Here is a 12601-nt window from a genome sequence, read left to right as displayed (position 1 = left end):
TTCTGCGCTTGGAGCGTTCGAACCTGGGCGCAAAGGCACATGAACAAAATCACAAGAGCAAGGAAGGGGCTGCCTGAAGCCGAGGGCCGGCAGGCCGTACTGACGGAACGACGCCGATGGAAGATGGCGCGTTCCCCGCACGCCTACGTCAGGGGCAATACGGAGCGCTTCTACGAGTGGGTGCTCGAAGCAAACGGCGATACCTTGCCGCACGGACCCGCTGTCTGGATTTGCGGCGACTGCCACACGGGCAACCTGGGCCCGATCGCCAACGCGAAGGGCAAAGTCGAGATCCAGATTCGCGATCTCGATCAGACCGTCATCGGCAATCCGGTGCATGACCTGGTGCGGCTCGGGCTGTCGCTTGCAACGGCCGCGCGGGGCTCGTCGCTGTCCGGACTGAATGTCGTGCGCACGATCGAGGCGCTGGCCGCCGGCTACGAATCAGCGTTCTCGAATCTGGACATCGAGTCCCGGCGTCCCGAACCCGTTCACGTGACGATGAAAGAGGCCGTCCGGCGCTCGTGGCAACATCTCGCGCGCGAACGCATCGAGAATCTCCATCCGTCGATACCACTGGGCAAGCGGTTCTGGCCGCTCGCGAAGGGCGAGCGTCGCGAGATCGAAGCGCTCTTCCAGGAGAAGGACATCGCCAGCCTCGCGACGGGCCTGCGGGGCCGCGACGACTCCGGTGACGTCGTGATGCTCGACGCCGCCTATTGGGTAAAGGGCTGCAGTTCGCTCGGCCGCGCGCGCTATGCGGTCTTGCTCGACGTGGATGGCGGCGTGGTCGAGGGAGACGATCTGTGTCTCATCGACATCAAGGAGGGCGTGAAGGCGGCCGCTCCGCGTTACAAGGACGTCACGATGCCGCGCGACAACGCGTTGCGCGTCATCGAAGGCGCGCGGCATCTTTCGCCGTTTCTCGGCGAACGCATGCGGGCGGCGCGTCTGCTCGATCGCGCGGTCGTCATTCGCGAACTGCTGCCGCAGGACATGAAGCTCGAAATCGAGCAACTGGACAAGGACGACGCGATGTACGTGGCGCACTATCTGGCCGCTGTGGTCGGCAAGGCGCACGCACGGCAAATGGAGGCGGCGACGCGGAAGGAATGGCAGGCCGACTTGCGCCGCAACCGGTCGAAAACCATCGATGCGCCGTTGTGGCTCTGGAACAGCATCGTCCAGCTGGTGAGCAGTCACGAGGCCGGCTATCTGGAGCATTGCCGCCGTTACGCGACCGGGACTTGAAGGCCTCGGAAGTCAAAAAGCGGCCGATCAAACAAAAGCCGTTCCGGTACAACCCGGAACGGCTTTTCCGAAAGCTGAAATCCGCGAACGATCAGTCGCGGAAATTGTTGAAGTCGAGCGGCGTATCCGTGACGTCCTTCTTCAACAGTGCAATGGCGCTTTGCAGGTCGTCGCGCTTGGTGCCTTGCACGCGCACCGTGTCGCCCTGAATGCTCGCCTGCACCTTGATCTTGCTGTCCTTCACGATCTTGACGATCTTCTTCGCGAGGTCGCCCGACACGCCCTTCTTCACGGTGACGACCTGCTTGAGCTTGTCGCCGCCGATCTTTTCCTGCTTGCCGTAGTCGAGGAAGCGCACGTCGACGCCGCGCTTGGCCATCTTGTTCAACAACACGTCCTTGACCTGGCCGAGCTTGAAGTCGTCGTCGGCGTAGAGCGTGAGTTCACGCTCCTTCTGCTCGACGCGCGAATCCGAGCCCTTGAAATCGAAGCGCGTGGAGATTTCCTTGTTCGCCTGCTCGATGGCGTTCTTCACTTCGATCATGTTTGCTTCGCTGACGACGTCAAACGACGGCATGTGCCTTCTCCTTCGTTGAGGCAAGCGCGCTGGGCGCGGCTCGCATAATGGCATTGGTTATAATTCGATCTCCCGTCATTCTACCGACGCGGCGCCGAGTTCCCCAAGGCCGCGCCGATTCTCCTGAATCTCCCTGCGGTCATTCATGCCTCACGCATCCCACGCGCCCGAACTTCTCGACGCTTATTCGCTGCGCTCGCACAACACGTTCGGCTTCGACGTGCGCGCGCGCCATGCGATGAAGATCGACAGCGTCGAGGCCGCGTCGCTGCTGTGCCGCGATGGCCGCCTCGCCGGGATCACGCAACTGGTGCTCGGCGGCGGCAGCAATCTCGTATTGACGCGCGACTTCGACGGCGTGGCGCTGATCGTGAATATCGAGGGCAAGCGCGTGATCGCCGAGGACGCCGGCTCATGGCTCGTGGAAGCCGGCGCGGGTGAGAACTGGCATGGCTTTGTCGCGTGGACGCTCGCGCAGGGCATGCCGGGGCTCGAGAATCTCGCGCTGATTCCGGGCACGGTCGGCGCCGCGCCCATTCAGAACATCGGCGCCTACGGGCTGGAGATGGGCGAGCGCTTCGAGCGCCTCAGCGCCGTCGAACTGGCGACGGGCGCGCGCGTCGAGTTCGATCGCACCCAGTGCGCGTTTGGCTACCGCGACAGTTTCTTCAAGCGGGCAGGGCGCGGGCGTTTCATGATCACGTCCGTGGTGTTTCGCTTGCCGAAGCGCTGGCAGCCGCGCGCGGATTACGCCGACATCGCACGCGCGCTCGAAGGCGCCTCTGGCTACGACGCGCAAGCGATCTTCGACGCCGTGGTCGCCGTGCGCCGCGCCAAGCTGCCCGACTGGACCGTCTTGGGCAACGCGGGCAGTTTCTTCAAGAATCCGGTCGTGAGCGCGCAGGCGTTCGACACGCTCAGGCAGCGCGAGCCGGGCATCGTCTCCTATCCGCAGGCCGACGGCAGCGTGAAACTCGCGGCGGGCTGGCTCATCGACCAGTGCGGATGGAAAGGGCGCGGCATCGGCGGCGCGGCGGTGCATGATCGTCAGGCGCTCGTGCTGGTGAATCGCGGCGGCGCGACGGGCGCGCAGGTGCTCGAACTGGCCAGAGCCATTCAGCGCGACGTGCGGGCGCGCTTCGACGTGGAACTGGAAATCGAGCCGGTGACGCTCTGAAAGCGTGGCTCGCAAAAGAAAAAAACCCGCTGGCGCGGGTTTTGTACGTTCAGCATGATGAGCGTGCTGCGGGCTTCAGTGATTGAGCTTGCCGAGCAACAAATACTCCATCAGCGCCTTCTGCACGTGCAGACGGTTTTCCGCTTCATCCCAGACGACGCTCTGCGGACCGTCGATGACCTCCGCGCTCACTTCCTCGCCGCGATGCGCGGGCAGGCAGTGCATGAACAGCGCGTCGGGCTGGGCGCGCGCCATCATGTCGGCATCGACGCAATAGTCGGCGAACGCCTTCATGCGCGCTTCGTTCTCCGCCTCGAAGCCCATGCTGGTCCACACGTCCGTGGTCACGAGGTGAGCGCCCGTACAGGCTTCGTTGGGATCGTCGAATTCCTCGAAGAACGGCTTGCTGTCTTCGGAGACCAGCGCGGCGTCGAGCTTGTAGCCTGCCGGCGTCGACAGCCGCAGCCTGAAGCCGAGAATCTGCGCCGCCTGGATCCACGTGTACAGCATGTTGTTCGCGTCGCCGACCCACGCGACCGTCTTGCCGTGAATCGGCCCGCGATGCTCGTAGAACGTGAAGATGTCCGCGAGCACCTGGCACGGATGGTATTCGTTGGTGAGACCGTTGATGACCGGCACGCGCGAGCTTTCCGCGAATCGCTCGATGATGTCCTGGCCGAAGGTGCGGATCATGATGATGTCGACCATGCGCGAGATGACCTGCGCGGAATCCTCGATCGGCTCGCCGCGTCCGAGTTGCGTATCGCGCGTGTTCATGAACACTGCGTGGCCGCCGAGCTGGAAGATGCCGGCTTCGAACGAAAGGCGCGTGCGCGTGGAACTCTTCTCGAAGATCATCGCGAGCGTGCGGTCGTGCAGCGGATGATAGGTCTCGTAGTTCTTGAACTTGCGCTTCAGGATGCGCGCGCGTTCGAGCACGTACTCGTAGTCATCGAGCGAAAAATCCTTGAACTGAAGATAGTGGCGAATTTTCTTGGAGGTCATGAAACGCAAGCGGCGGCTCCGAACCGGCGCGTGGCGCTGCACTCTGTTGCGAGGCGCCTGGCCGGACGGCGCCGCCGTCGGGAGTGGTATCGCGTTTGAGCATAAAGGATTTCACGATGTTTGACGAGGCCGTCCGCGCCGTCACATGCGCCGCACGTGCCCGTCCGACGGCCTTCACGGACGTCTTCGCAGCGTGCGTCGTGTTTGTGTGCGCTGCGGAAAAAAGGTCGCTGCGGTATAATCGCGTTCGCTCGTTTCAACAGTTCTGCAACATCAAGCACCGTTTCACTCGCATGTGCGAAGGGGCTCGCAAGCGTCCCGCAGGCGTGTATTTGTGCGTGTTTTGTGCATACGGATCGCGGTGAATGACCCAGTGCTGTCGAGTCTGCCATCCTCTCGCGGACGCGAATGTTCCTCCTCAACGGAGAGCAGCTCGCGAACAACCGCCCGGCGCCTTTCGCTGCGCTGGCTCCCGCGGTTTCCGTCGTGCGGATGTGCGTTCGCCGGTGCGCGTCACCGGCCGTCAACAGGTATTGCTACATGGCTGAATCATCCCCTACCGAATATTTCATACAAGGCATCACCAAGAACGGGAGGAAGTTTCGGCCGAGCGACTGGTCGGAGCGCCTGTGCGGTGTGATGTCGGGTTTCGGTCCGAAGGCAAGAGGGCCGAACGCACGGCTGCAGTATTCCATCTACGTGCGTCCGACGATGATCGGCGACATCAAGGTCGTGATCGTCGATTCCCGCCTGCGCGACATCGAGCCGATGGCGTTCGACTTCGTGCTGAACTTTGCGAAGGACAATGACCTGCTCGTGACCGAGGCGTGTGAATTGCCGCCGCATCATGGCACGCAGGGCGCGTCCGCCACGCAGACCGCGCCTGCGCACGAGCAGCCGCGGCAGGAATCCGAGGTGCCGAACGCTGGAAGTCCGCACGCCCAGTCGTGAGCCGACCGGAGCAGAGCAGACGCAAAAAAGCCCGCTGAAGCGGGCTTTTTCGTTACTGCGCAGCGGAAACAGGAAGCTGCTTCGACGAACGCCGGAACGCGGAAAGCGTAAGGCGCCCGCCTGAAGCGGGCCGGAATTACTGGGCAGCCGGGGCTTGCAGGCCCTTGATGGCTGCAGCCAGGCGGCTCTTGTGACGAGCGGCCTTGTTCTTGTGGACGATCTTCTTGTCCGCGATGATGTCGATTGTCTTGATCGACGACTTGAACACTTCGGCAGCCTTGGCTTGGTCGCCGGCGTCGATAGCCTTGCGAACTGCCTTGATGGCCGTGCGGAACTTCGAGCGCAGCGCCGAGTTGTGCGAATTGGCTTTAGCGGCCTGACGGGCGCGCTTGCGAGCTTGTGCGGTATTTGCCATGACGGTTCCTTGTCCTGTTTCTGCTGTTACTTGTCTGGAGCGCGCGGGCCGGAGAGGGCCTTGAACTGGCCTGAGCCGGTGGTTCGAGCGTGCTGCCTTGTCCTGTTTGTCTTGCCTGAACTCCCGGGAACGCGTGCAGTGACGCAGCGTTGTGATGGCCCGGGAACCGCTGATACTTCGCCGGCCGGAGCCGGGGAGAGACGCGAAGCTCCACGGATCCGGATACACAAGGGGCAATCCGGGCGTTTTCGGAGCTTCGAAACCCGCGATTATAGCAACGGAACCGGAGTCGTGACAAGCGCGACGTCATCCGCGCGATGGCGCGCAGGATTGGCACGATCGGTCAAGGTTGCGGGCTTTGCCGCCAGCGAGCGGCGGCGTGTCGCAGACGCGCCGCACGTGGCCCGTATAATGGGCGCCCCATGAATCTATTCCGAGCCCTACTGACGGTCAGCGGCTTCACGCTGCTGTCCCGCGTGACCGGCCTGATCCGCGAAACGCTGATCGCCCGAGCCTTCGGCGCCAGTCTCTATACCGACGCGTTCTACGTCGCGTTCCGTATCCCCAACCTGCTGCGGCGTCTGTCCGCCGAGGGTGCGTTCGCGCAGGCGTTCGTGCCGATCCTCGCCGAGTTCAAGAACAGCCAGGGCCACGATCCGACCAAGGCGCTCGTCAACGCCATGTCGACCGTGCTGACGTGGGGGCTCGTCGTGCTGTCGCTGGCGGGCATGGCGGGCGCGAGCTGGGTCGTGTTCGCGGTGGCGTCGGGGCTTGCCCACGAAGGCGCCGCGTACGGCCTTGCCGTCGAGATGACGCGCATCATGTTCCCGTACATCGTCTTCATCTCGATGACGACGCTCGCGTCCGGCGTGCTAAACACCTACAAGCAGTTCTCGCTGCCCGCGTTCGCGCCGGTGCTGCTCAACGTGGCGTTCATCTTCGCGGCGGTGTTCGTCGCGCCGCACTTGAAGGTGCCGGTGTATGCGCTCGCCTACGCGGTGATCGCCGGGGGCATCCTGCAGTTGCTCGTGCAGCTGCCGGGCCTGAAGAAGATCGACATGATGCCGCGCATCAGTTTCAACTTCCGGCGCGCGCTCGCGCATCCGGGCGTGAAGCGCGTGCTGCTCAAGATGGTGCCCGCGACCTTCGCCGTCTCGGTCGGGCAGCTGAGCCTCATCATCAACACGAACATTGCATCGAACATCGGGCCGGGCGCCGTGTCGTGGATCAACTACGCCGACCGCCTGATGGAATTCCCCACCGCGCTGCTGGGCGCGGCGCTCGGCACCATCCTGCTGCCGAGCCTTTCGAAGGCGCACGTCGACGCCAATAACGACGAATACTCCGCGCTGCTCGACTGGGGCCTGCGCATCACCTTCCTGCTGGCCGCGCCAAGCGCGGTCGCGCTGTTCTTCTTCGCCGAGCCGCTCACCGCGACGCTCTTCCACTACGGCAAGTTCGACAGTCATTCGGTGGTGATGGTGGGCCGCGCGCTGTCGGCGTACGGCATCGGGCTGATCGGCCTGATCCTCATCAAGATCCTGGCGCCGGGCTTCTATGCGAAGCAGGACATCAAGACGCCGGTGAAGATCGCGATCTTCGTGCTGGTCATGACCCAGGTGAGCAATTACCTGTTCGTGCCGATCTTTTCCCATGCGGGCCTGACGCTGTCGATCGGCCTCGGCGCGCTCGCCAATGCGTCGCTGCTCTTCGTGGGCCTGCGCCGCCGCCAGATCTACCGGCCGTCCGCGGGCTGGGCGCGTTTTGTCGTGCAGCTGCTCGGCGCGTGCCTGATTCTTGCGGGCGTGATGCACTGGGTGGCGATCAATTTCGACTGGATCGGCATGCGCGCCACCCCGATGCTGCGCATCGCGTTGCTGGGCGCGAGCCTGGTCGTGTTCGCGGCGCTATATTTCGGTATTCTTTCCGCGATGGGCTTCAAGTACGCCTACTTCAAGAGACGCACGCTTTGATGACGACAACGCGTATCCTCGACTACTTCTCGTCGCTGATGGCGGACGACGACACGCTTCCGCTCACGGAAGCGGCGTTGTCGCTGGCCCAGGACGCGTACCCGGATCTCGACATGCAGACCGTGCTCGCCGAGATCGACGAGCTGGTCGTGCGCGCCCGCCGCCGCCTGCCCGACGACGCTGACGTCCGGACGCGCGTCGATGCGCTCAACCGATACTTTTTCCGCGAGCTGGGTTTCTCCAGCAATCTCAACGATTACTACGATCCCGACAACAGCCATCTGAATGTCGTGCTGCGGCGCCGGCGCGGCATTCCGATCTCGCTCGCGGTGATCTATCTGGAAATGGCCGACCAGCTCGGCCTGCCGGTGCGGGGCGTGTCGTTTCCGGGGCATTTCCTGCTGCGCGTCGCGTTGCCCGCAGAAGATCTGATGCTCGATCCGACCACCGGCCAGACGCTCTCCGAAGCGCAGATGGTCGAGATGCTGGAGCCGTATGTGCAGCGTGCCGGCGAATCGATCGGCAGTGCGTTGCGCGTGCTGTTGCAGCCCGCGACGCGGCGCGAGATCGTCGCGCGCATGCTGCGCAACCTCAAGTCCATCTATCTGCAGACGGAGCGCTGGCAGCGCCTGCTCGCGGTGCAGGAGCGGCTGGTGATCACGTTGCCGCACAGCATCGAGGAAGTGCGCGACCGCGGCTTCGCCTATGCGCGGCTCGATTACCTGCGTCCGGCGCTGGAGGACTTGCAGCGCTACATCGAACATCGGCCCGACGCGGAAGATGCGACGGTCGTCGAAACCGAACTGCACGAGCTGCGGCAGCGCACCCAGCAAAACGGCGACTGAATAAAAAACGGCGGACTTCGAAAGAAGCCCGCCGTTTTCATAACTGAAACGCCATCACTTCGGCTGCATGCGGATCGCGCCGTCCAGACGGATCACCTCGCCGTTGAGCATCGGGTTGTCGAAGATCTGCTTGACGAGCATTGCGTATTCGTCGGGCTTGCCGAGGCGCGGCGGGAACGGCACCATCGCGCCGAGCGCGTCCTGCACCTCCTGCGGCATGCCGAGCAGCATCGGCGTCTCGAACAGGCCCGGCGCGATGGTCATCACGCGAATGCCGCTTCTGCTCAGGTCGCGGGCGATGGGCAACGTCATGCCCGCCACGCCGCTCTTCGAGGCCGCATAGGCCGCCTGGCCCATCTGTCCGTCGTACGCGGCGACCGACGCCGTATTCACGATCACGCCGCGCTCGCCCGCGCCGTTGGGCTCGTTCTTCGACATCACATTGGCCGCGAGCCGGATCATGTTGAAGGTGCCGATGAGATTCACCGCGATCACTTTCGAGAACAGATCGAGCGCATGCGGGCCGTCCCGGCCCACGGTCTTTGCCGCCGGTGCGATGCCCGCGCAGTTCACGAGGCCGCGCAGCGTGCCGAGCGACAGCGCCGATTCGATGGCGCGTTGACCGTCGCTTTCCTGGCTCACGTCGCACTTGACGAACGCGCCCGACAGTTCCTGTGCGAGCGCTTCGCCCGCGGCCTCGTTCATGTCGGCGAGCACGACCTTGCCGCCGAGCGACGCGACGAGGCGCGCCGTCGCGGCGCCCAGGCCCGATGCGCCGCCGGTGATGAGGAACACGTTGCCCTGAATCTCCATGTCTCTTCTCCTTTGTGTGATGCATGCAGGCGAGGGCGGGGTGGATGCCGCTCGCCGGAAGTGTGTCGTTGTGGTGTCCTTGTGGGAGCCGCGTCGATTGTAGCGAAGCCGCTCGCCGCGCCCGCGATCGGCAGGCGTAAAAAAACCCGCTCCTGGGAAGCGGGTTCTGGAGAACGCGAAGAACGCGAAGCGAAGCGCGCTTACTTCAGCGCGTCGAACACGCGCGTGCGGATTTCATCGACAGTGCCGAGACCCGAAATTGCGCGGTACGCCGGCGCCTTCAGGCCATTCGGCGCGGTGCCGTTCTTCGCCCAGTCGTTGTAGTACGAAATCAGCGGCTTGGTCTGCGCGACGTACACGTCGAGCCGCTTCTTCACGGTCTCTTCCTTGTCGTCGTCGCGCTGGATCAGCGGTTCGCCGGTGACGTCGTCGGTCATGTCCACCTTCGGCGGATTGAACTTGACGTGGTACGTACGGCCCGACGCCGCGTGAACCCGGCGGCCGCTCATGCGCGTGATGATTTCGTCGAAGGGAACGTCGATCTCGAGCACGTAGTCGATGGCGACGCCCGCCTCCTTCATTGCTTCGGCTTGCGGCAGCGTGCGCGGAAAACCGTCGAACAGATAGCCGTTCTTGCAGTCATCGGACTGGAGGCGTTCCTTAACGAGATTGATGATGAGCGAGTCCGGCACCAGTTCGCCCGCGTCCATGAAACGCTTCGCCTCGACGCCGAGCGGCGAGCCAGCCTTGACGGCCGCGCGCAGCATGTCGCCGGTGGAAATCTGCGGAATGCCGAATTTTTCCTTGATGAAGTTTGCCTGGGTGCCCTTGCCCGCACCGGGTGCCCCCAACAGGATCAAACGCATGGTGATATCTCCGAATCGTCTAGAAACCGCTTCACGCCGCGAGGCTCGTTGACATCCGATGGCCTGGCTCGTGCGGCGTCGACGACAGGGCGCGCAGCCGACTGGAGACGGCGGGCACCTGCGGACAGCGGCGCAACGTTGAGCGTGGCGCTGGCCGGAAGGCTCGCGCAATCGTTCGATTATGCCACGGCTCTTTACGGCCGCGACCGTAATAACGCGCATAGGAAACCCCGAGAACCGCGCCGGCCGGGCGTTCCGGCGGGGTTTACACGGGTTGTCTCCAGCTTTCAGTGTTTCAGTTCGACGCGGGGAAGAGCGCTTGTACGCGGGCGAGATCGGCAGGCGTATCGACGCCCGGCGGCGGCGCATCCTGCGTCACGCGCACCGCGATGCGTTCGCCATGCCACAGCGCGCGCAGTTGTTCGAGCGCTTCGGCGGCTTCGATCGGCGCCTGCGCGAGGTTCGGAAAGTCGCGCAGGAACTTCGCGCGATAGGCGTACAGGCCGATGTGGCGCAGCACGTTGTCCGGCACCGCGGGCAGTTGTCCGAGCGCGGCGACGTCCGGCCAGTGCGGCTGCCAGAGATCGCGCGTCCAGGGAATCGGCGCGCGCGAGAAGTACAGCGCGATGCTCTTCGCATCGAGCACGACCTTCACAACGTTCGGATTGAAGACGTCGGCGGGATCGTGGATCGGATGCGCGGCGGTCGCGATGGCGCAGGCGGGAAACGCCGCGAGGTGCGACGCCACGTCGCGGACGAGTTGCGGATCGATCAGCGGTTCGTCGCCCTGCACGTTGACGACGATGGTGTCGTCGGCCCAGCCGAGCCGGGTCGCGACTTCGGCGAGGCGGTCGGTGCCGGTCGGATGATCCGAGCGCGTCAACATCACTTCGATGCCGTGATCGCGCACGGCTTCGACCACGCGGTCCGAGTCGGTCGCGACAATCACCTGGCGCGCGCCCGATTCGCGTGCGCGCTCGGCGACGCGCACGACCATCGGCTTGCCGCCGATGTCGGCGAGCGGCTTGTTGGGCAGACGGGTGGACGCGAGGCGCGCGGGAACGACGGCGATGAACGGTACGGACATGTCAGGCATGGTCAGGCTGCTGATCAGACGTCGCCGGCCGGCTTGAGCGGCTGGATCGGTTCGACGGGCGTGCCCTCGACGGTCTGGCGCGCTTCATCGACGAGCATCACGGGAATGCCGTCGCGGATCGGATAAGCGAGTTTGTCCGCGCTGCAGACGAGTTCCTGCGCGGCGCGGTCATAGCTGAGCGGGCCTTTGCAGATCGGACAAACGAGGATTTCAAGCAGACGTGCGTCCACGGAGTTTCTCCACAACAAGAGCGATGAGGCGCGGCCGGAGCACGGCTTGCACCGGAACGACCCAGATGCGTGCGTCGCGCCAGGCGCCCAATTTTACTGCATCCTTTTCGGTGATCAGGATCGCATCCGCCTCTACGCCGGCGAACGGATTCTCGCGATAGGCGTAGTGATCCGGGAAGGCGCGCGTCGCGGGGGTAATGCCCGCCGCGCGCAGCGTCGCGAAAAAGCGCTCGGGCGAACCGATGCCCGCCGCCGCCGTCACCCGCTCGCCGGCGAACTCGCCGAGCGGCCGGCGTACCGACGGATCGTCGAGCAGCCATGCGTCGCCGGTCTCGAGGTCGAGCGAGAAGGTGTCCGGCCACGGCGGCAAGGTGCGCTCGTAGGGACTGTTGATAAGCGTCGCATCGCGGCGGCGCGACATCGGCTCGCGCAACGGGCCCGCCGGCAGCAGGAAGCCGTTGCCGCCCAGACGATCGTCGAAGACGACGAGTTCGAACGCGCGAGCCAGCCGATAGTGCTGCAGGCCGTCGTCGGACACAAGGACGTCGACATTCGGATGCGCCGCGAGCAGCGCTCGCGCGGCGGCCACGCGGTCCGGGCAGACGAACACCGGCGCGTGGGTGCGGCGCGCGATCAGGAGCGGTTCGTCGCCGACCTGCGCGGCCTCGCTGGCCGGCGTCACGCTGAGCGGCTTCGGCACTTTCGCGCCGTAGCCGCGCGACACCACGCCCGGCTGGAAGCCGGCGGCGCGCAGTGCTTCGACCAGCGCGATGACGGTCGGCGTCTTGCCCGTCCCGCCCACCGTCACATTGCCGACGACGACCACCGGCACGCCCACGTCGATCCGCTTGAGCCAGCCGAGTTCGAAACATGCGCGGCGCAGCGCGGCGATCGCGCCGAACACGCAGGCGAAGGGCGTCAGCGCCCAGGCGACCGGACCGCGGCGGCGCCACTCGCGGGCGAGGAAGTTTTCGACCGGCGGCTTGAAATCAGACATGGACCGCCTTTACGCGGAACGCCGGCGGGACAGAAGCGGAACAAAGCGGATAAGGCGTGGCGTGCAACGGCAGCTCCTCGAGTGTCGGTTGGCGTTGAACGGATCGACCGGCGATGGCGACGACGCGCCGCGCTTGCGCATGCGTGCCGGGCCGGTGCTGGAACCCGGCACTCTAGCGCGCGCGGGCCGTGCGCGCCAGTCGCCCGGTCGTTTCCGGGCCTGGCTTCAGCACCGCGCGCCTGTGGATAACTCTGTGAAAAACTTCCGGAGCTGGAAGCAGCAAGCCGCGTCAGGAAAGAGTTGCTTCGGCGAAGACAGTGTTCATATCAATCTATTTTCGCAAAATCAACGGCTTAGGACGAATCCTAAAGCTTTCACAGGCGCGCGGCGACGGGGCCGGTAAGT

12 protein-coding genes and 1 pseudogene are annotated in these 12601 nt (G+C 64.6%); 5 read left to right on the top strand and 8 right to left on the bottom strand.

Features of this window, described 5'->3' with window-relative positions; all coding sequences use genetic code 11:
* Positions 1-39 precede the first annotated feature (39 nt).
* Positions 40-1251, top strand: a complete 1212-nt coding sequence (locus QCE69_RS11800) for a DUF2252 family protein (RefSeq protein ID WP_309930825.1) — start codon at positions 40-42, stop codon at positions 1249-1251.
* 91 nt (positions 1252-1342) lie between these two features.
* Here the strand turns inward: QCE69_RS11800 and QCE69_RS11795 are convergent, their stop codons facing one another.
* Complete coding sequence (locus QCE69_RS11795) at positions 1343-1828, bottom strand: YajQ family cyclic di-GMP-binding protein (RefSeq protein WP_309918242.1); 486 nt, start codon at positions 1826-1828, stop codon at positions 1343-1345.
* Between the two features lie 145 nt (positions 1829-1973).
* Here QCE69_RS11795 and murB point away from each other — a divergent pair, with 145 nt between their 5' ends.
* Positions 1974-3005 carry a UDP-N-acetylmuramate dehydrogenase gene (gene murB, locus QCE69_RS11790; protein ID WP_309918239.1) on the top strand — a complete coding sequence of 344 codons (1032 nt, stop codon included), beginning with the start codon at positions 1974-1976 and terminating at the stop codon, positions 3003-3005.
* A 75-nt stretch (positions 3006-3080) separates the two neighbouring features.
* Here murB and argF read toward each other — a convergent pair whose 3' ends face one another.
* Entirely contained in the window at positions 3081-4010 is a 930-nt protein-coding gene (gene argF, locus QCE69_RS11785) for an ornithine carbamoyltransferase (protein ID WP_309930823.1), read from the bottom strand.
* Positions 4011-4550: 540 nt separating this feature from the next.
* On the opposite strand from argF, the pseudogene QCE69_RS11780 reads away from it, so the two are divergent.
* Positions 4551-4868 (top strand): annotated as a pseudogene (locus QCE69_RS11780) (DUF3579 domain-containing protein); the annotation flags it as partial.
* Between the two features lie 229 nt (positions 4869-5097).
* Here QCE69_RS11780 and rpsT read toward each other — a convergent pair.
* The gene (gene rpsT / locus QCE69_RS11775; protein WP_309918231.1) at positions 5098-5376 is read right to left on the bottom strand and encodes a 30S ribosomal protein S20; all 279 of its coding nucleotides are present in this window, start codon (positions 5374-5376) and stop codon (positions 5098-5100) included.
* Positions 5377-5798: 422 nt separating this feature from the next.
* Between rpsT and murJ the strand changes: the two genes are divergently transcribed.
* Together murJ and QCE69_RS11765 are read left to right on the top strand one after the other, a co-directional pair.
* On the top strand, positions 5799-7349 hold the full coding sequence (gene murJ / locus QCE69_RS11770; RefSeq protein WP_309918228.1) for a murein biosynthesis integral membrane protein MurJ: 1551 nt from the start codon (positions 5799-5801) through the stop codon (positions 7347-7349).
* Positions 7349-8194: a SirB1 family protein gene (locus tag QCE69_RS11765; protein WP_309918225.1), complete on the top strand. Its 846-nt coding sequence runs from the start codon at positions 7349-7351 to the stop codon at positions 8192-8194. The genes murJ and QCE69_RS11765 overlap by 1 nt, the downstream gene beginning before the upstream one ends.
* A gap of 54 nt (positions 8195-8248) precedes the next feature.
* Here the strand turns inward: QCE69_RS11765 and QCE69_RS11760 are convergent, their stop codons facing one another.
* The 5 genes from QCE69_RS11760 to lpxK form a co-directional block, all read right to left on the bottom strand.
* Positions 8249-9007 (bottom strand): 3-hydroxyacyl-CoA dehydrogenase, encoded by a 759-nt coding sequence (locus QCE69_RS11760; protein ID WP_309918222.1) that lies wholly within the window; start codon positions 9005-9007, stop codon positions 8249-8251.
* Between the two features lie 200 nt (positions 9008-9207).
* Positions 9208-9873 (bottom strand): adenylate kinase, encoded by a 666-nt coding sequence (adk, locus tag QCE69_RS11755; protein WP_309918220.1) that lies wholly within the window; start codon positions 9871-9873, stop codon positions 9208-9210.
* A gap of 295 nt (positions 9874-10168) precedes the next feature.
* On the bottom strand, positions 10169-10960 hold the full coding sequence (gene kdsB / locus QCE69_RS11750; RefSeq protein WP_309918217.1) for a 3-deoxy-manno-octulosonate cytidylyltransferase: 792 nt from the start codon (positions 10958-10960) through the stop codon (positions 10169-10171).
* A 23-nt stretch (positions 10961-10983) separates the two neighbouring features.
* Positions 10984-11199 (bottom strand): Trm112 family protein, encoded by a 216-nt coding sequence (locus tag QCE69_RS11745; RefSeq protein WP_309809605.1) that lies wholly within the window; start codon positions 11197-11199, stop codon positions 10984-10986.
* A complete protein-coding gene (gene lpxK, locus QCE69_RS11740; protein WP_309930821.1) occupies positions 11180-12196 on the bottom strand; it encodes a tetraacyldisaccharide 4'-kinase in 1017 nt (338 codons plus the stop codon). The genes QCE69_RS11745 and lpxK overlap by 20 nt, the downstream gene beginning before the upstream one ends.
* Positions 12197-12601 lie beyond the last annotated feature (405 nt).

The organism is Caballeronia sp. LZ032 (assembly GCF_031451315.1).
Lineage (GTDB): Bacteria > Pseudomonadota > Gammaproteobacteria > Burkholderiales > Burkholderiaceae > Caballeronia.
The sequence above is the reverse complement of the archived record's forward strand: the minus strand, read 5'-3'. Positions and strand labels throughout refer to the sequence as shown.

What these genes read in the sequence shown, in the direction of transcription:
- murB (WP_309918239.1), top strand. Translation starts at nt 1,974, where the DNA reads ATGCCTCACGCATCCCACGCGCCCGAACTTCTCGACGCTTATTCGCTG.
- QCE69_RS11795 (WP_309918242.1), bottom strand. Translation starts at nt 1,828, where the DNA reads ATGCCGTCGTTTGACGTCGTCAGCGAAGCAAACATGATCGAAGTGAAG.
- adk (WP_309918220.1), bottom strand. Translation starts at nt 9,873, where the DNA reads ATGCGTTTGATCCTGTTGGGGGCACCCGGTGCGGGCAAGGGCACCCAG.
- QCE69_RS11800 (WP_309930825.1), top strand. Translation starts at nt 40, where the DNA reads ATGAACAAAATCACAAGAGCAAGGAAGGGGCTGCCTGAAGCCGAGGGC.
- rpsT (WP_309918231.1), bottom strand. Translation starts at nt 5,376, where the DNA reads ATGGCAAATACCGCACAAGCTCGCAAGCGCGCCCGTCAGGCCGCTAAA.
- kdsB (WP_309918217.1), bottom strand. Translation starts at nt 10,960, where the DNA reads ATGTCCGTACCGTTCATCGCCGTCGTTCCCGCGCGCCTCGCGTCCACC.
- argF (WP_309930823.1), bottom strand. Translation starts at nt 4,010, where the DNA reads ATGACCTCCAAGAAAATTCGCCACTATCTTCAGTTCAAGGATTTTTCG.
- QCE69_RS11765 (WP_309918225.1), top strand. Translation starts at nt 7,349, where the DNA reads ATGACGACAACGCGTATCCTCGACTACTTCTCGTCGCTGATGGCGGAC.
- lpxK (WP_309930821.1), bottom strand. Translation starts at nt 12,196, where the DNA reads ATGTCTGATTTCAAGCCGCCGGTCGAAAACTTCCTCGCCCGCGAGTGG.
- murJ (WP_309918228.1), top strand. Translation starts at nt 5,799, where the DNA reads ATGAATCTATTCCGAGCCCTACTGACGGTCAGCGGCTTCACGCTGCTG.
- QCE69_RS11760 (WP_309918222.1), bottom strand. Translation starts at nt 9,007, where the DNA reads ATGGAGATTCAGGGCAACGTGTTCCTCATCACCGGCGGCGCATCGGGC.